Origin of the sequence: Roseateles sp. DAIF2, from assembly GCF_015624425.1 — a bacterium.
GTDB lineage: Bacteria > Pseudomonadota > Gammaproteobacteria > Burkholderiales > Burkholderiaceae_C > Kinneretia.
Window position 1 is genome coordinate 3287799 of sequence record NZ_CP049919.1, and the last position, 18033, is coordinate 3305831.

The window sequence follows — 18033 nt, forward strand, 5'->3', positions numbered from 1 at the left end:
GTTTGTTCCAATATCTCAAAAACAAAACTAAAGAGAAAATGTTATCTGTTGAACTGATATAGAGCGGTCTCGGCCGCGGGCTGTCATGGATCTTGCTTTGCTGCACACCTTCCGCACCGTGGTCGAGGCCGGCGGCGCGCTCAAGGCCTCCCAGAGCCTGGGCTGCGCCCAGTCCAACGTCACCGCGCGGCTGAAGACCCTGGAGCTGCGCGTCGGCACCGCGCTGTTCGACCGCGAGGGCAAGCGCCTGCGCCTGAACGAGGCCGGGCGGCGCTACCTGCCCTTTGCCGAGCGCATCCTGGCCCTGGTCGACGAGGCCGCGGCCAGCGCCCGCACGCTCGCCGCGGCCGCGCCGGCGCTGCGCTTCGGCAGCATGGAGAGCAGCGCCGCGATGCACCTGCCGCGCGCGATGGCAGCGCTGCGCGAGACCCATCCGGCGCTGCAGCTGCAGCTGGAGGTCGGGGCCGAACCGGCGCTGACCGAGCTGCTGCTGGAGCAGCGCCTGGACCTGGCCCTGACCGCCAGCCTGGCCGAGCGCGCCGGCCTGCGCTACGAGGCCGCGTTCGAGGAGCCGCTGGTGGTGGTTGCGCGCGAGGACCCGGCCGAGCTGCTGGCCCAGGCGCCGCTGTACGCCCCCACCCTGCTCGCCTTCCGCGAGGGCTGCCCCTACCGCGCGATCGCGCAGCGCTGGCTGGAGTCGCGCCGCATCGCCTGCGCCCGGGTGCTGTCCTTCGGCACCTATGCCGGCGTGCTGGGCTGCGCCGCGGCCGGCATGGGCCTGGCGGTGCTGCCGCGGCGCCTGCTGGAGCTGCCCGAGGCGGCCGCCCATGGGCTGCAGAGCTACCGGCCGCGCGACCTGGCGCCGGCCACCAGCTATTTCGTCAGCCGACGCGACTGGCAGCCGGACGTAGCCGCCAGCGCGTTGATGAAGCTGCTGCGGCGCGCGGCGCGCTGACGACGGCGGATCGAAGAAAAGGCTTGATGCGGAAACCGCATCATGACCAAGCACTTGCTCATTAGACAGGGGCCGCGGCGGCGCGGACAGTGGCGTCCATCGACACCACGCCAAGAAAGGCCCCGTTCCCATGAGCCAGACCGCCACCGCCGATCTCGACCTCGCGCTGCCGCCGGCGCCGCCGCAACCCAAGCATTACGACGTCGTGGTGGTGCACCGCGGCATCGCCCATGTGGCGGGCCAGGTCTCGCGCGCCCCGGACCGGGTCGTCGCCGGCCATCTGCTCAGCGATGCCGATGACCTGAGCGAGGCCCGCGAGGCCGCCCGCGTCTCGATCCGCCGCGTGCTGGCCGCGCTGCGCGACAAGCTGGGCAGCCTCGACCGCATCGAGCAGGTACTGTCGCTGCGCGGCTTCGTCAATGCCGCGCCGGGCTTCACCCGCCATGCCGAGGTGCTGGACGCGGCCTCCGAGCTGCTGCAGGCGCATCTGGGCCCGCGCGGCCGCCATGCCCGCTCGGCGATCGGCGCCACCAGCATCCCGGGCAACGGCCTGACCGAGATCGAGCTGACCGTCGCGGTGCGAGAAGAGGCCTGATGAGCAGCGATCTGCCCGATTTCGAGGCGGTGCGCCAGGCCCGCGAGCGCATCCGCGCCGATCTGGTCCTGACGCCGCTGCTGCGCAATGCCCAGCTCGACGCCGCGCTCGGCGCCGAGGTCTGGATCAAGCCGGAGTCGCTGCAGCGCACCGGCTCCTTCAAGGTGCGCGGCGCCTTCAGCCGGCTGCGCCTGCTCAGCGCCGAACAGCGCCGCGCCGGCGTGGTCACCGCCTCCTCGGGCAGCCATGCGCTGGCGGTCGCCGAGGCCGCGCGCGAACTGGGCATCAAGGCCACGGTGCTGATGCCGGCCAATGCGCCGCGTCCCAAGCTGGAGGGCGTGCGCCGCGCCGGCGCCGAGCTGCTGCTCGCGCCGCCCGACGAGGACCGTGCCGCGCGCGCCCGCGCACTGGCGGCCGAACGCGGCGCGCTGTTCGTGCCGCCGGTCGACGACCCGGCGGTGATCGCCGGCCAGGGTACCGCCACCCTGGAGGCCCTGGAGCAGCTGCAGCCGGTCTGGCCCGAGGGGCCCGACCTGCTGCTGCTGCCGCTGGGCGGCGGCGGCCTGGCCGCCGGTGCCTCGCTGGTGCTGGCGGCGCTGTCGCCCAGGACCCGGCTGGTCGGCGTCGAGCCGGCCGGCCATGACGATTACGGCCGCTCGCTGCGCGCCGGCGAACGCCTGCGCAACGAGCGCGGCCAGCGCTCCTTCTGCGACGCGCTGCTGGCCGGCGCGCCGGGCGAGCTGTCTTTCCCGATCAACCTGCGCCATGAGCTGCAGGCCGTCACGGTCGACGATGTCGAGGTGGCCGAGGCGCTGCGCTTCGCGCTGCGCGAGTTGAAGTTGGTGCTGGAGCCCGGCGGCGCGGTCGCGCTGGCCGCGGCGCTGGCCGGCAAGTTGCCGCTGCAGGGCCGGCGCGTGCTGCTGCTGCTCAGCGGCGGCAATATCGATCCGGCCACCCTGCAGGCGGTGCTGGCGGCGGAGGCGGCGCCATGAGTGCCAGCGAAAGCAATCTGCGCGTCGCGATCGACATCGGCGGCACCTTCACCGACCTGGTGCTGCAGGACGGCGAGCGCCTGACCAGCACCAAGCTGCTGACCCGCGCCGAGGCGCCGGAGGAAGTGGTGCTGCAGGGCGTGCAGGAGCTGCTGGCGGCGGCCGGCCGCGGCTGGGCCGAGCTGGACGCGCTGATTCTCGGCACCACCCTGGCCACCAATGCGCTGATCGAGCGCAAGGGCGCCCGCACCGCCCTACTGACCACCGAGGGCTTTCGCGACCTGCTGGAGATCGGCTGGGAGGACCGCTTCGACCAGTACGACATCCAGCTCGAGAAGCCCGCGCCGCTGGTGCCGCGCGAGCTGCGCCTGACCGTGGCCGAGCGCATCGACGCCGCCGGCCGCGTGCTGCTGCCGCTGGACGAGCCGGCGCTGGACGCGTTGGCCGACCGGCTGCATGCGCTGGACGCGCAGAGCCTGGCGATCTGCTTCCTGCATGGCTATGCCAACCCGCGCCATGAGCGGCGCGCGCGCGAGCTGCTGGCCGCGCACCTGCCGGGCCTGGCGATCAGCCTGTCCAGCGAGGTCTGCCCGGAGATCCGCGAGTACGAGCGCCTCTCGACCACCAGCGCCAATGCCTATGTGCAGCCGCTGATCGCCGGCGCGCTGCGCCGCCTGGGCGAGCGCAGTGCGGCGCTGGGCCTGCGCCGCCCGCCGCTCCTGATCACCTCGGCCGGCGGCCTGTGCAGCCTGGAGAGCGGCATCGCCGAGCCGGTGCGCCTGGTCGAGTCCGGCCCGGCCGGCGGCGCGGTGCTGGCCGCGGCGCTGGCGCGGCGCCTGGACCTGCGCCGGGTGCTGGCCTTCGACATGGGCGGCACCACCGCGAAGATCGCCTATATCGACGATTTCGAACCGCAGCAGAGCCGGCGTTTCGAGTTCGGCCGGGTGCATCGGCACCTGAAGGGCTCGGGCCTGCCGCTGCGCGTGCCGGTGGTGGAGCTGGTCGAGATCGGCGCCGGCGGCGGCTCGATCGCGCGGCGCAACCAGCTGGGCGTGATCCAGGTCGGCCCCGACAGCGCCGGCGCCGCGCCCGGCCCGGCCGCCTATGGCCGCGGCGGCCGCGCACCGACCGTGACCGATGCCCATCTGCTACTGGGCCTGCTGGATCCGCGGCGCTTCGCCGGCGGCCGCGTGCCGCTGGACGAGAGCCTGGCCGCGGCCGCCTTCGCCGAGGCCCTGCCGGACGAAGCCGCGCCCGGCGCGGCGCGCGCGGTGCTGGAGGTGGTCGGCGAGAACATGGCGAACGCCGCGCGCATCCATGCCAGCGAGCTCGGCAAGGGCCTGGAGGGCCGCAGCTTGATCGCCTTCGGCGGCGCCGCGCCGCTGCATGCGGTGCAGCTGGCGCACAAGCTGGGCCTGAGGCGCGTGCTGGTGCCGGCCTTGGCCGGCGTCGGCTCCGCGCTCGGCTTCCTGCTCGCGCCGGTGGCCTACCAGGCCAGCCGCAGCCTGTTCCAGCGTCTGGACGCCGGCTGGCGGCCCGCGGCGGTGCAGCGGCTGCTGGATGAGCTGCGCGATGCGGCCCTGGCCGTCGTGCGCCAGGCCGCGCCGCCGGACGCGCCGCTGCGCTGGCGCCGCAGCGCTCAGCTGCGCTATGCCGGCCAGGGCCATGAGATCGAGGTCGAGCTGCCCGAGGGTGAGCTGGGCGAGCACAGCGCCGAGGCCCTGCGCCAGGCCTTCCGCGCCCGCTATGCCGCGCTGTTCGGCCATGCGCTGTCGCATGTCGAGATCGAGGCGGTCGGCTGGAGCCTGGCGGTCGAGGCCGAACGGCCGGCGCTGGCGCAGGCCGCGCCGGCAAGACCTGGCCCCGCGGACGCGCCGCAGCGGCGCCCGGTCTGGGACGGCCAGACCTGGGTCGACTGGCCAGTGTTCGAGCGCGAGGGCCTGAGCATCGGCGCGGCGCTTTCGGGCCCGCTGCTGCTGCGCGAGGACCAGACCAGCACCCTGCTGCCGGCCGGCTGGTCTGCCCGGCTGCAGGCCGGCGGCGAGCTGCTGCTGGAAGCAGAAAAAAAGGGAGGCAACGACCATGAGTGAACAGACGCTGCGCTGGCAGCTGATGTGGACCCGGCTGCTGGCCGTGGTCGAGGAGCAGGCCCAGACCCTGGTGCGCACCGCCTTCGGCACCGCGACGCGCGAGGCCGGCGATCTGTCGGCCGGCGTGTTCCTGCCGGACGGCCGCATGCTGGCCCAGGCCGTCACCGGCACGCCGGGCCATGTCAATGCGATGGCGGGCTCGGTCGCGCATTTCCTGCGCGAGTTCCCGGCCGAGACCATGCGGGCGGGCGATGCCTACCTTAGCAACGACCCCTGGCTGTGCACCGGGCACCTGTTCGACATGACCCTGGTCAGCCCGGTGTTCGATGCCGGCGGCCGCCTGCTGGCGCTGTTCGCCTCGACCCTGCATGTGGTGGACATCGGCGGCATCGGCCCCGGCCCGGACGCCAGCGAGATCTTCCACGAGGGCTTGTTCATCCCGATCCTGCGCTATGCCAGCGCGGCCGGGGTGGACCGCGGCGTGCGCGCGCTGATCCGCGCCAATGTGCGCTACCCCGACGAGGTCGAGGGCGACCTGGCCGCGCTGCGCGCCTGCAACGAGGTCGGTGCGCGGCGCCTCGCGGCGATGCTGGCCGAGTTCGGCGAGGCCGCGCTGGAGCCGCTGGGCGGCTTCATCATCGAGCGCTCGCGCCGCGCGATGGAACAGGCGATCGCCGCCTGGCCGCGCGGGGTCTACCGGCACCGGTTGCAGATGGACGGCTTCGACGGCCAGACCCTGAGCCTGCAGGCCGAGCTGCGCCTGCTGGGCGAGCGCATCGAGGTCGACTATGCCGGCAGCGCCGCCGCGCTGCCGCGCGGCATCAACGTGCCCCTGCCCTATACCGAGGCCTACACCAGCTTCGGCCTGCGCTGCCTGATCGGCGCCGGCGTGCCCAACAACGCCGGCTCGCTGGCCGCGATCCGGGTCGAGGCGCCCAGCGGCAGCATCCTCAACGCGCCGCCGCCGCATGCGGTCAATGCCCGCCATGTGACCGGCCAGCTGCTGCCCGACCTGATGTTCGGCTGCCTGCGCCAGGCCCGGCCGGAGGCGGTGCCGGCCGAGGGCGCGGCCAGCCTGTGGAACATCAACCTGGCCGGCCAGCGCCGGCTCGAGGACGGCGGCCGGCGGCGCTTCGCGATCACCAGCTTCTCGACCGGCGGCACCGGCGGGCGGCCGCGCCAGGACGGGTTGTCGACCACCGCCTTCCCGAGCGGGGTGCGCAATGTCTCGATCGAGATCCTGGAGGCCAGCGCGCCGCTGCTGTTCTGGCGCAAGGAGTACCGGCCCGATTCCGGCGGCGCCGGTCGCCAGCGCGGCGGCCTGGGCCAGGTGATCGAGGTCCAGCATGCGCAGGAGGACGAGCCGCTGCTGCTGGCCGCCAGCTGGGAGCGCTGGGTGCATGCGCCGCGCGGCGCCGAGGGCGGCGCCGACGGTGCGACCGGCAGCGCGCGCCTGCTGCCCTCGGGCGAGGCGCTGCGTGGCAAGGGCCGCCAGACCATCCCGGCGGGCCAGCGCCTGCAAGTCCTGACCCCCGGCGGCGCCGGCCTGGGCCCGGCCGCCGAGCGCGACCCCGCCGCGCTGGCCGCCGACCTGCGCGCCGGCCTGGTCAGCCCGGCCGCGGCGCGCGCCGCCTATGGCGCCATCCCCCAACACAACAAGGAGGACCTATGAACGATTCATTCCGACGCGGCCTCGCGCTGCTGGCGGCGGCGCTGGCCGGCGCGGCCGGCGCCGCGCCCAGCCCCGGCGGCACCGCGACCCTGGTGCTGCAGAACGAGCCGCCGACCCTGGTGGCGCTGGCCCATTCGCATTCGGCCACCCTGGCGGTCAGCGCCAAGGTCAGCGAGGGCCTGCTGAAGTACGACCATGAGCTGAACCCGCAGCCGCAGCTGGCCACCGCCTGGCAGGTCAGCCCGGACGGCAAGACCTACACCTTCAGCCTGCGCCGCGGCGTGCGCTGGCATGACGGGCGCGAGTTCACATCGGCCGATGTGGCCCATTCGATCAAGCTGCTGAAGGAGAACCATCCGCGCGGACGCAGCACCTTCGCGCCGGTGCTGCGGGTGCGCACGCCGGACGCCCATACCGCGGTGCTGGAGCTGTCGCAGCCGGCGCCCTATCTGCTGAAGGCCTTCGTCGCGGCCGAGGCCCCGATCGTGCCCAAGCATCTGTACGAGAGCGGCGAGGTGCTGGCCAATGCCAACGGCAATGCGCCGATCGGCACCGGGCCCTTCCGCTTCAAGGAATGGGTGCGCGGCAGCCACATCGTCTACGAACGCAACCCCGACTACTGGGACAAGCCCAAGCCCTATCTGGAGCGCCTGGTGGTGCGCATCATCCCGGACCCGGCCGCGCGCGCGATCGCCTTCGAGACCGGCGAGGTCGACATCGGCTACCGCACGCCGGTCTCGCCGGGCGACATCCCGCGCCTGCAGGCCCATCCCAAGCTGGCCTTCGAGACCAAGGGCAACAGCTATTCCTACAACGTGACCCGGCTCGAGTTCAATCTGCGCCAGCCCCAGCTCAAGGAGCTGAAGGTGCGCCAGGCGATCGCCCATGCGATCAACCGCGAGGTGGTGCGCGACACGGTGTTCTACGGCTATGGCCAGATCAGCTTCTCGCCGATCGCGCCGGGGCTGCGCGAGTTCCACGACGAGCGGCCGACGCCCTACCCCTTCGACATCCGCGCCGCCGAGCGCCTGCTCGACGAGGCGGGCCTCAAGCGCGGCGCCGACGGCCAGCGCTTCAACCTGGCGCTGGACTACAACCCCAGCGACATGCACAAACGCCTGGCCGACTACGTCAAGCTGGCGCTGGGCCGGGTCGGCATCAAGGTGGAGATCCGCGCCGGCGATTTCTCGCAATACGTCAAGCGCATCTACACCGACCAGGACTACGACCTGGCGATCAACGGCACCAGCAATCTCTTCGACCCGACGGTCGGCTCGCAGCGCCTGTACTGGTCCAAGAACATCAAGAAGGGCGTGCCCTTCTCGAACGGCACCTTCTACGCCAACCCGGTGGTCGACAAGCTGCTGGAGGACGCCGCGGTCGAGCTGGACCGCGGCAAGCGCGCGGCGCTGTTCAAGGAGTTCCAGCGCATCGTCGGCGTCGAGGTGCCGGACCTGAACCTGCTCTCGCCCACCTATTACACGATCCACAACCGCCGCCTGCACGCGCATTCGCAGACCGCCGAGGGCGTCGAGGCCAATTTCGCCGAGGTCTATATCCAGTGATGAGAACATTGCTTTCCACCCTCCTCTTGGCCCTGGCCGCCAGCACGGCCGCCGCCAACACCCCCACCAAGGGTGGCACCCTGACCCTGGTGATCAACGGCGAGCCGCGCACCCTGGTGCCGCTGCTGGACCCCAACTTCAACACCCGCAACCTCGGCGCCAAGGTGACCGAGGGCCTGCTGCGCTTCGACGAGAAGTTCCAGCCGCAGCCGCTGTTGGCCACCGCCTGGCAGGTCAGCGCGGACGGGCTGCGCTACCGCTTCGATCTGCGCCGCGGCGTCAAATGGCATGACGGCAAGCCCTTCGGCGCCAACGATGTGCGCTTTTCGCTGCTGGCGCTGAAGCAGCATTCGCCGCGCGGCCGCATCACCTTCGCGAATCTGGAGCGCATCGAGACGCCCACCCCGCAGCAGGTGGTGCTGCATCTGTCCAAGCCCGCGCCCTATCTGCTGAAGTCCCTGGCCTCGGCCGAATCGCCGATCGTGCCCGAGCACGCCTATGGAGGTCCGGACGCGAACCCGCACGACAGCGCCAACAACAATGCGCCGATCGGCACCGGCCCCTTCATCTTCGAGGAATGGAAGCGCGGCAGCCATGTGGTGCTGCGCCGCAATCCGAACTACTGGCGCAGCGGCCATCCGCACCTGGAGCGCATCGTCGCGCGCTTCGTCGGCGATGTGGCCGCCGCCTCCACCGCGCTGGAGACCGGCGAGGCCGACGTCAGCTACAGCGTCTCGCTGCCCGACCTGGACAGGCTGAGCAAGCTGCCGCAGCTGCGCGTCGAGGCTGGGCCGGACGGCTATCTGAACAATATCCAGGTGCTGGAGTTCAACCTCGAGCATCCGCAGCTGGCGCGCCAGGAGGTGCGGCATGCGATCGCCCGCGCGATCGACCGCGGCTTCATCCGCGACCATGTGTTCTTCGGCCGCACCCGCATCGTCGACTCGCCGATTCCGGCGGTGCTGTCCAGCTATGTCGACGACGGCGCCTTCCAGCACCCGTTCAACCTCGCCGAGGCGAATGCGCTGCTGGACAAGGCCGGCCTGCCGCGCGGCGCCGACGGCCAGCGCCTGCAGCTGCGCCTGAGCTTCCTGCCGGGCGCCAATTTCAAGCGCAGCGCCGAGTACCTGCGCGGTGCTCTGGGCCGGGTCGGCATCAAGATCGAGGTGCTGGACGGCGACCTGGCCACGACGACCAAGCGGGTCTACCAGGACCGCGGCTTCGAGCTGAACCTGAACGGCCTGGGCATGCTGTTCGACCCGACGGTGGGCGTGCAGCGCCTGTACTGGTCGGACGCGATCCGCAACCCGGTGCCGTACGTGAACGCCGCGCATTACAACAATGCCGAGGTCGACGAGCTGTTCCGCCGCGTCGCGGTGGAGGCCGACGATGCGCGCCGCGCCGAGCAGCTGAAGAAGATCCAGCGCATCGTCGGCCGCGAACTGCCGGTGTTCCCGCTGGTCAATGCGCCGACCGTGACCGTGGCCAACAAGCGGGTGCACGGCATCGTCAACAGCGTGGACCTGAGCGCCGGGGATTTCTCCGACGCCTGGGTCGAGGCGCGCTGAGGCCAGGCGGGATCCTCACGATGCGGCGCTCGCAAAAGCTAGCTCGAAAGCCTTCTAAGCCGGCCGCCGCGCCGCGCCTAGCATGGCTGCGGGAGGACACCGCATCATGCTGAAAACCGTCTGGCTCGAGGATCTGCTGGCCCTGGCCCAGACCCGCAACTTCGCCCGCGCCGCCGAGCTGCGCCATGTCACGCAGCCGGGCCTGAGCCGGCGCATCCAGTCGCTGGAGGCCTGGGCCCAGGCGCCGCTGGTGGACCGCGAGGCCCAGCCGCTGCGCCTGACCCCGGCCGGCGAGATGCTGCTGGAGGTGGCGACCGAGGTGCTGTCGCGCCTGGGCGCGCTGCGCCAGCGCCTGCGCCCGCAGCCGAGCCGGCCGCAGGTGCGCATCGCCGCGCCGCATCTGCTGTCGATCAGCTTCTTCCCGCGCTGGCTGCCGCAGATGCGCCAGCGCGTGGAGGGCGTGGAGCTGGCGGTGCAGTCGCTGAACCTGCAGACCGGCCTGGCCGCGCTGGCCGCCGGCGAGGCGGACCTGGCGATCTGCCTGCTGGACCCGGCGCGCGACACCCTGCGGCGCCTGCCGGCCGAGCTGCGCCCGACACCGAGCCTGCAACGCGTGCTGGGCCGCGACCGGCTGCTGCCGCTCTCGGCCCCGGCCGCCAGCGGCGTGCCGCAGCACCGCCTGGGCGGCGCCAGCGCCGCGATGCTGGACTACACCGAGGATTGCTCGCTGCAATGGACCCTGGCGCTGGCGCGCGCCGGCTGGCCGCTGCAGCGCCTGGACTGCCGCGGTCGCAACCAGTTCTCCGACGGGCTGCGCCTGATGGCCCTGGGCGGCCTGGGCCTGGCCTGGCTGCCGGAGTCCACCACCCTGGCCGAGCGGGCCCAGGGCCTCCTGGTGCCGGCCGGCCCGGCCCGCTTCAATGTCGAGCTGGAGATCGTCGCGGTGCGTCCGCCGCGGCCGCTGTCGCCCTGGGCCGAGAGGCTGTGGCAGCTGCTGGCCGAGGCGACGCCCGGCACGGCGGTCCCGCCCCCAACCAACCAGGCCGTCGAGCTGGCGGCCGCCTGAACCGAACCCATGGCTTTCTCATCTTCCTGGGGCCGGGTGGCGCGCTCGCTGCGCCGCACCGGCTGGCAGGCCCTGCCCACCGTGGCGGGCGTGCTGACCCTGAACTTCCTGCTGCTGCACTACACGCCGGGCGACGCCGCCTCGGTGCTGGCGGCCGAGGCCGGCTCGGCCACCGCCGAGACCATGGCCGCGCTGCGCCAGCGCTTCGGACTGGACCTGCCGCTGGGCGAGCAGCTGATCGCCTACCTGGGCCGCATCGTCACCCTGGACCTGGGCTTCTCGCCGCGCTTCAACCTGCCGGTGTCGACCCTGATCGGCCAGCGCCTCTTGGGCAGTCTGAGCCTGATGCTGGCGGCGCTGGGCCTGGCGCTGGCCGCCGGCATCGCGCTGGGCACCGTGATGGCGCGCCATGCCGGCCGCTGGCCGGACCGGCTGCTGTCGCTGCTGGTGCTGCTGTTCTATTCGGTGCCGGGCTTCTGGGTCGGGCTGATGCTGATCGTGCTGTTCTCGGTGCAGCTGGGCTGGCTGCCCAGCGGCGGCATCGGCACCCTGGGCGTCGAGCTGCAGGGCTGGGCCTGGTGGAGCGACCGGCTGCGCCACATGCTGCTGCCCACCCTGTCGCTGGCGCTGTTCTTCGTCGCGATCTATGCGCGGTTGACCCGCGCCGCGATGCTGGAGGTGGCCTCGCTGGACTATGTGCGCACCGCGGCCGCCAAGGGCCTGGCGCCCTGGCGCATCACCTTGCAGCACATCCTGCGCAACGCGCTGCTGCCGGTCACGACGATGGCCGGCATGCACATGGCCGGGCTGCTGGGCGGCGCGGTGGTGGTCGAGACGGTCTACAGCTGGCCGGGCCTCGGGCGCCTGGCCTTCGAGTCGGTGCAGAGCCGCGACTTTTCGGTGCTCTTGGGTGTGCTGTGCCTGTCCTCGCTGCTGGTGATCGCGATGAATGCCGCGGTGGACCTGCTGCAGGCCTGGCTGGACCCGCGCATCGAGCTGCGCTGAAACGGGAGCCCGACGATGAGTCAATCTCTTCACCCCCCGCGCGCCTGGCGCGCCTTCGCCGCCAATCCGAACGCGCTGGCCGGCGCGGCCCTCTTGCTGACGATGCTGCTGCTGGCGCTGGGCGCGGGCTGGGCCTTTCCCGGCGACCCGCTGGACATGGTGACCCGACCCTTCCTCTGGCCCGGCCAGGATGCGGACCATCCGCTGGGCAGCGATTCGCTGGGCCGCGACGTGGCGGCCGGCATCGCGCATGGCGCGCGGGTCTCGCTGCTGGTGGGCCTGTCGGCCACCGCGATCGGCCTGGGCATCGGCCTCGTGGTCGGTGCCAGCGCCGGCTACTTCGGCGGCTGGATCGAGGATGTGCTGCTGCGCCTGATCGAGCTGGTGCAGACCGTGCCGAGCTTCATCCTGCTGGTGGTGCTGGTGGCGATCGCCGGGCCACGGGTCGAGACCATCGTGGTCGCGATCGGCCTGGTCAGCTGGCCGGCGGTGGCGCGGCTGGTGCGCTCGGAGTTCCGCGCGCTACGCCAGAAGGACTTCGTGCTAGCCGCGCGCTGCCTGGGCTACGGCCATGGCCGCATCATCTGGCGCGAGATCCTGCCCAATGCGCTGCCGCCGCTGATCGTCACCGCCTCGGTGATGGTGGCCTCGGCCGTGCTGATGGAATCGGCCCTGTCCTTCATGGGCATGGGCGACCCGAACGTGGTCAGCTGGGGCAGCATGATCGGCGCCGGCCGCGAGCTGCTGCGCAGCGCCTGGTACCTGAGCGCGGCGCCGGGCCTGGCGATCGTCTTGACCGTGCTGGGCTGCAATCTGCTGGGCGACGGGCTCAACGACGCGCTCAATCCACGCCTGGCCGGCGGGGTGCCGCGATGAGCGCCGCCGCCCCGCTGCTGCAGGTGCAAGACCTGACCCTCGCCCTGCCCGGCTTTGCGCCGGTACAGGGGCTGGACTTCAGCCTGGAGGCCGGCCAGACCCTGGCCCTGGTGGGCGAATCGGGCTCCGGCAAGTCGCTGACCGCGCTGGCGCTGATGCGCCTGCTGCCGCCGGCGGTGCGCCTGGCCGGCGGCCGGGTCTGGCTGCAGGGCCGCGAGCTGCTGTCCTTGCCGGAACGCGAGATGCGGGCGCTGCGCGGCCGCGAGCTGGCGATGGTGTTCCAGGAGCCGATGAGCTGCCTGAACCCGGTGCTGAGCATCGGACGCCAGATCGCCGAGGTGCTGCGCCGCCACGAGGGCCTGTCGGCGCGCGCCGCACGGGCGCGGGTGATCGAGCTGCTGGCCCTGGTGCGCATCCCCGACCCGGCGCGCCGCGTCGACGATTTCCCGCACCAGCTCTCCGGCGGCATGCGCCAGCGCGTGATGATCGCGATGGCGATCGCCTGCGGCCCGCGCCTCCTGATCGCCGACGAGCCGACCACCGCGCTGGACGTGACGATCCAAGCGCAGGTGCTGGACCTGCTGGACCGGCTGCGCCGCGAGCTGAACATGGGCCTGCTGCTGATCACCCATGACCTGGGCCTGGTGGCGCAATGGGCCGACCGGGTGGTCGTGATGTATGCCGGCCGCGCCTGCGAGCAGGCCGAGGCCGAGGCCCTGTTCGCCGCGCCGGCCCATCCCTACACCCGCGCGCTGCTGGCCGCCTCGCCGCGCCTGGCCGGCGCCGACCTGCATTACCGCCAGGGGCCGCTGGCCGAAATCCCCGGCAGCATCGCCTCCGCGCCCGATCAGCCGGGCTGCGCCTTCGCGCCGCGCTGCGACCAGGCGCGCCCGTCCTGCCGCCAGGCGCCGGCGCCGCGGCTGCAGCAACAGGCTGGCGCCGACGGCCGCCTGCTGGCCTGCCCGCCGGCGCTCCATTTCCCGCTCACCCGGATCACGCCCAATGAACGCCACGCCCTTGCTGCTGCAGGCGCATGACCTGCATGTCCATTACCCGCGCCCGCGAAGCGCCCCGCTGCGCGCGGTCGATGGCGTCTCGCTGAGCCTGGCGCGCGGCGAGACCCTGGGCTTGGTCGGCGAGTCCGGCTGCGGCAAGTCGACCCTGGGCCGCGCCCTGCTGCGGCTGGAACCGCTGCAGCAGGGGCGCATCGAATTCGACGGCCAGGACCTGGCCGCGCTGAGTGGCGGCGCGCTGCGGCGCTGGCGCCGGCGTGCGCAGCTGGTGTTCCAGGATCCCTTCGGTTCGCTGAACCCGCGCCAGCGCGTCGCCGAGATCCTGGGCGCGCCGCTGGCCGCCCATGGCATCGCCCGCCCGGCCGAGCGCGGGCCGCGCATCGCGCAGTTGCTGGACCAGGTCGGGCTGCCGCGGAGCGCGCTGCAGCGCTACCCGCACGAGTTCTCCGGCGGCCAGCGCCAGCGCCTGGGCATCGCGCGCGCGCTGGTGCTGGAGCCCGAGCTGCTGGTCTGCGACGAGCCGGTCTCGGCACTGGACCTGTCGGTGCAGGCCCAGATCCTGAACCTGCTGGCGGCGCTGAAGCGCGAGCGCGGCCTGTCCTACCTGTTCGTCTCGCACGACCTGTCGGTGGTGCGCTACTTCGCAGACCGAGTGCTGGTGATGTACCTCGGCCGGGTGGTCGAGTCGGCGCCGCGCGAGCGGCTCTGGGCCGCGCCGCGCCATCCCTACACCCAGGCCCTGATCGCCGCCGTGCCCGATCCGGCGCGACGCCGCCAGGCCGCACCGCTGGCCGGCGAGCTGCCCGGCGCCGGCGCCTTGCCCGGCGGTTGCGCCTTCCATCCGCGCTGCCCCTCGGCTACCGCGCTGTGCCGCCAGGTCGCGCCGCCGCTGCAGGGCGACGGGGCCGAGCATCTGGTGGCCTGCCATCATCCCGCCGAGCCGCTACGATCCGCGGACAAGACGAGGGAGGCCCTGGCCGCATGAGCAAGAACAGCAGTATCAGCAGCAGCGAGACCGCTCCGCCGCCGCATCTGGACCTGGCCACGCTGCGCGCCCTGGGCGCGGCCGCCCCCGCACAGGATTGCGAGGCCTGCGTGCCGCTGCGCCAGCCGGGCTGGGAATCGCTGCCGGCCGGTTTCGACCACCGCAGCCTGCTGTGCATCGGCAATCTGGCGACGCCCGCGCGCGATGGCGACGAGGAAAACGCGACCGAGCCGACGACGCGCGAATACCACCCGCAAGGCACCCATCTCTGGTCCGAACGCGCCCCGATCGCGCCCCGCCATGCCCCCTACAACCGCAGCCAGCTCTGGCAGAGCCGCTGCTGCGGCCGGCTGTTCCTGCGCTACACCGAGTACGGCGGCTATTACCAGGATGAGCGCATCCGGTGGTTCGATCCGGGGCTGCTGGTGGATGACGGCTGCTGAGCGGAAACGACAGCTATCGGGACATTTCAGACCTCGTCATCCACCGGCGGCGATCGCAGGCGAGATCACTCGGCGCCGAAGAAGCTCAGCAGCGGCGTCCACCTCGAGCCGTCAAACTCAAACAGCTCCTTCATGCCGGCGGACCACAGCGTGCTGCCGGCTGCGGTCAGCCTGTAGACGGAAGACGGAAACACCTCGTCGTCCGGTGGTTCAACGGGAACGAGGTTCTCGCCGACCAGCTCATACAGGAGGTTCATGCTTGCGATGAACACTCGGCCATCGAGGCAGGCGACACCCCAGAGCTTTTCCTCGGTGTCCCCATGCTCAATGGCCGTCCAGACGGAGCCTCGCCCCCGAATCACCGTGCCTTGGTCCCCAACAGCGTAGGCAACGCCGTCCGAGGCGCAGGCAATGTCAAAGAGGTCGCAGTTGGTGGGCGAGTCGATGCGCTGCCATTCGCCTTTGCTTCTCTGACACAGCAACCCTTCCCACCCCACCGCGTAAACCTCGTCTTCCGAGAAATGCGCCAGCGACTCCAAGCCAAGATCGACAGCCTGCACACCCGGTAGAAGGGGAATGGCTTCCGAGCGCCAATCAACCCAGTCGTCGCTTCGGTAGACCTGCAACGCGGTGCCCACGGCAAGAGTGCAGCGGGCGCCAACCGTTCGAATCGAGCGCAAGGGTCCGGCCAGGCCCCTGGCGCTGACCGAGGGCAGGTCCAGGAAAGCCTGCCCGTCAAACTGCACCAGCTGCCCGCCCTCTCCCAGATAAAGCGCCTTCGGAGCTGAGCCTTCTTGCCGCACCGTCACCGAACACGCGTTCCACTCGACGGCGATCGATTTCATCTTCCCCGCCTGGAACCAGGTGAGAACGCCATTGGGTTCGCGCTCCTGAAACAGCTCGTCCACCGACGTGATCAGCGCGCCGCACGCCGGTCCGACGAGAGCCGTCGACACGAGCGTCATGCCGGGAATCTGACGGGGTTTGGGTGCTTGATCGCTGGATTGCATCTGTTTGGGCCTGGTTTGCTTCAAGTTCAAGGATCGTTCATCAGCGTGGCGGACCGCTTCAGTACGCCCTGCTTGGCCTTGGTCGAGTTCCCCATCCCGTATGAGGAGGGGCGCATCGTCGCATTCGGATCACTCTGGGCTTGCTGGTGATAGGCAAGCAGCTGCGCCTTGATGCAGGACTCCGAGCACCCCTTGAAGGTTTTGGATGCGGACTTCGCCCCTATCGTTGCCGCTTCATCAAGACTCATCGGGCCCGAACCACGGGCCTGCATGGCGACCTTGCGTCTTGCAGACAGCACGCCATGCGTACTGATCGTTGCCGCTTCGCCTTCCGCGCAAATGCAGGGGGCTTTGCTGGCGTCGTAGTTGTCCCAGCCCGGCAGCTTCTCGCCACTGTCTCGATCTCCTCCCGATTTGACGATGCACTTGACCTCGATCAGGTGATCGGGAGTTTGCCCTGGACAGCAATGGCCGCTGTCATAGGGCGTCAGAAAACACCTCAATGCGCGCTGGCAGGGGCGCTGCGTCGCACCTCCCAGTTTTTTCTCGAGCCGACGGATGTTGGCTCGCTTCTCCTTCTTGTCATCGGCCGACATGCCGGCCGCATTGGCCAGGGCGAAATCCGATCTGGCATCGGCAAGCGCCTGGGCCTCGGGCGGGCAAGTGGCCTTCTGATCCAGGTCTTCACCGCAGGCCTGTTTCACCGCATCGGTTTCGCTTGAGCAGGCGCCGGTGCTCTGGCCTAGTGCCATCCGGTCGGCATAGGTCCACGGGGCCGTGTTGCCGGGCTGGGATCCATGGTTGTGCGTCGTCAGGTCCAGATGGCGGACGACGTTTTCACCCTCGACCTTCACATCCATCGACCACGCGGCGAAGTACACCTTGCCCTTGTTCCGCGAGGTCAGCACGCCCTTCTTCGGAGCTGAACCCGCTTCGTCGCCGGTGCTCTTCTTGAAATGCGATTTGTTCTTGAGCATGACCTCCTTCCCGGAGATCTTGACGCTCGAAGAACCGTTCGCCGTGTCGGATGCCAGGCCCGTGTTTGGATAGGGGATCGGCACCCCGGGTGGTGTCGCCGGTGTTTGCGGCGGCGTGAAGCAGACGTCCGGAAATGCGGCGATGGACTTGCCGTCCGCCGCCTTGCAGGAAATCTCCCTGCCATTGGCATAGACCTGGTTCGCCATCAACTCGCTCCGAAGTGAAGGACCAGCGCCGCTCGCGAGCCGAAGTCATCTGCCATATGGGCCAGGATGGTCGCGCCTTGCGCATAGCCCTTGCGACTCCCCTCATCGGCCAGGGCCAAGGCCGCAACGCCGACCGCCGCGCCTACTTCACCCGTGCATTCCGCGGGGTGCCAGGTATCGAACTCGTCCTTGCGCTGCCGCAGGGTGCGCGACAAAGCCAAGGTGGCGTCCTTGAAGCCGTACTGCTCACCCGACAGATCGGTCACCCGGAAATCCATCTGATGCATTTCGCGCCCCGCTTCGGCAAGTGCGAGTTCGATGGCCTGTTTCAAGCCATCCGCGCGCAAAGGCTTGTCCGATCCCTGCGTCGCCTCTTCCATGGCCAAGCCGATACCGATGCATGTCAGGCAGGGCGACGATTTCACTGGCCGCCCCACCAGCAAGGCCCCGGCGCCTTCGCCCGGCATGAATCCGTCGGAGTTGACGCCCGTCAGCAATCGGTCCTGCCGTTCGAAGCGGTCCAAGGTCGGACCGTTCAGCAAGCTATCGACCGCGACGACCAGCACATGAGCGAACCCTTGTTGCCAGACAAGCTCTCGGGCTTTCGATAATGCCATCGCCACCGCCACACGCCCATGCGGCACGATCGCCGACTCCGCCGCAAATGTGCTGCCCAGCGCCTGGCAGATGTCCTCGAAGATCCTTCCATCGAGCCCATCCATGCGGCCGGGACGCTCGCGTTCAGCGACGCAAAGCAGCATGGGGATGCCCGACCACTCGTCCTTCGGCACCCCGATCAAGGCCTCCTCGGCGGCCATGGTCGCCATGCGTACCAGCTTTTCCAGGCCGCGCCATGGCTGCTCCAGCATCACCTGGTGCGCCATGATCCATTCCCCTTCCGAGTCCATGAAGCGCGTCTGACTCGGGTTCGTCACCTTGGCTCGCATTGCCGCACATGAGGCCGGCGCACTCAGCCCGACCGAGGTCACGAGCCCGGTGCTCAGGATGGCCAAG

General features: G+C 70.9%; 16 protein-coding genes. 13 read left to right on the plus strand and 3 right to left on the minus strand.

Annotated features, from left to right (window positions below; all coding sequences use genetic code 11):
* Positions 1-85: 85 nt before the first annotated feature.
* The 13 genes from G8A07_RS15080 (at position 86) to G8A07_RS15140 (ending at position 14825) form a co-directional block, all read left to right on the plus strand.
* Positions 86-955 carry a LysR substrate-binding domain-containing protein gene (locus G8A07_RS15080; protein ID WP_195792857.1) on the plus strand — a complete coding sequence of 290 codons (870 nt, stop codon included), beginning with the start codon at positions 86-88 and terminating at the stop codon, positions 953-955.
* A gap of 130 nt (positions 956-1085) precedes the next feature.
* Entirely contained in the window at positions 1086-1550 is a 465-nt protein-coding gene (locus G8A07_RS15085) for a RidA family protein (protein ID WP_195792858.1), read from the plus strand.
* Positions 1550-2542, plus strand: coding sequence for a threonine/serine dehydratase (locus G8A07_RS15090; RefSeq protein ID WP_195792859.1), 993 nt, complete (start codon positions 1550-1552; stop codon positions 2540-2542). The genes G8A07_RS15085 and G8A07_RS15090 overlap by 1 nt, the downstream gene beginning before the upstream one ends.
* Complete coding sequence (locus G8A07_RS15095; RefSeq protein WP_195792860.1) at positions 2539-4632, plus strand: hydantoinase/oxoprolinase family protein; 2094 nt, start codon at positions 2539-2541, stop codon at positions 4630-4632. Before G8A07_RS15090 ends, G8A07_RS15095 begins: the two co-directional genes overlap by 4 nt.
* Positions 4625-6304, plus strand: a complete 1680-nt coding sequence (locus tag G8A07_RS15100) for a hydantoinase B/oxoprolinase family protein (protein ID WP_195792861.1) — start codon at positions 4625-4627, stop codon at positions 6302-6304. The genes G8A07_RS15095 and G8A07_RS15100 overlap by 8 nt, the downstream gene beginning before the upstream one ends.
* Positions 6301-7869 (plus strand): ABC transporter substrate-binding protein, encoded by a 1569-nt coding sequence (locus tag G8A07_RS15105; RefSeq protein ID WP_195792862.1) that lies wholly within the window; start codon positions 6301-6303, stop codon positions 7867-7869. Before G8A07_RS15100 ends, G8A07_RS15105 begins: the two co-directional genes overlap by 4 nt.
* Positions 7869-9437 (plus strand): ABC transporter substrate-binding protein, encoded by a 1569-nt coding sequence (locus G8A07_RS15110; protein WP_195792863.1) that lies wholly within the window; start codon positions 7869-7871, stop codon positions 9435-9437. The genes G8A07_RS15105 and G8A07_RS15110 overlap by 1 nt, the downstream gene beginning before the upstream one ends.
* 106 nt (positions 9438-9543) lie before the next feature.
* Positions 9544-10503: a LysR family transcriptional regulator gene (locus tag G8A07_RS15115; protein WP_195792864.1), complete on the plus strand. Its 960-nt coding sequence runs from the start codon at positions 9544-9546 to the stop codon at positions 10501-10503.
* A 9-nt stretch (positions 10504-10512) separates the two neighbouring features.
* Positions 10513-11508, plus strand: a complete 996-nt coding sequence (locus tag G8A07_RS15120; RefSeq protein WP_195792865.1) for an ABC transporter permease — start codon at positions 10513-10515, stop codon at positions 11506-11508.
* Between the two features lie 15 nt (positions 11509-11523).
* Positions 11524-12384, plus strand: a complete 861-nt coding sequence (locus G8A07_RS15125) for an ABC transporter permease (RefSeq protein WP_195792866.1) — start codon at positions 11524-11526, stop codon at positions 12382-12384.
* A complete protein-coding gene (locus tag G8A07_RS15130) occupies positions 12381-13421 on the plus strand; it encodes an ABC transporter ATP-binding protein (protein WP_195792867.1) in 1041 nt (346 codons plus the stop codon). The genes G8A07_RS15125 and G8A07_RS15130 overlap by 4 nt, the downstream gene beginning before the upstream one ends.
* Positions 13387-14382 (plus strand): ABC transporter ATP-binding protein, encoded by a 996-nt coding sequence (locus G8A07_RS15135; protein ID WP_195792868.1) that lies wholly within the window; start codon positions 13387-13389, stop codon positions 14380-14382. The genes G8A07_RS15130 and G8A07_RS15135 overlap by 35 nt, the downstream gene beginning before the upstream one ends.
* Positions 14379-14825: a hypothetical protein gene (locus G8A07_RS15140; protein ID WP_195792869.1), complete on the plus strand. Its 447-nt coding sequence runs from the start codon at positions 14379-14381 to the stop codon at positions 14823-14825. Before G8A07_RS15135 ends, G8A07_RS15140 begins: the two co-directional genes overlap by 4 nt.
* Before the next feature lie 65 nt (positions 14826-14890).
* On the opposite strand, the gene G8A07_RS15145 is transcribed toward G8A07_RS15140, so the two are convergent.
* The 3 genes from G8A07_RS15145 to G8A07_RS15155 are packed head-to-tail and all read right to left on the minus strand — an operon-like array spanning position 14891 to position 18032.
* Positions 14891-15835, minus strand: coding sequence for a hypothetical protein (locus tag G8A07_RS15145; RefSeq protein ID WP_195792870.1), 945 nt, complete (start codon positions 15833-15835; stop codon positions 14891-14893).
* Positions 15836-15861: 26 nt separating this feature from the next.
* The gene (locus G8A07_RS15150) at positions 15862-17019 is read right to left on the minus strand and encodes a PAAR-like domain-containing protein (protein ID WP_195792871.1); all 1158 of its coding nucleotides are present in this window, start codon (positions 17017-17019) and stop codon (positions 15862-15864) included.
* Entirely contained in the window at positions 17019-18032 is a 1014-nt protein-coding gene (locus G8A07_RS15155) for a hypothetical protein (protein WP_249937007.1), read from the minus strand. Before G8A07_RS15155 ends, G8A07_RS15150 begins: the two co-directional genes overlap by 1 nt.
* Between the last annotated feature and the right edge of the window lies 1 nt (position 18033).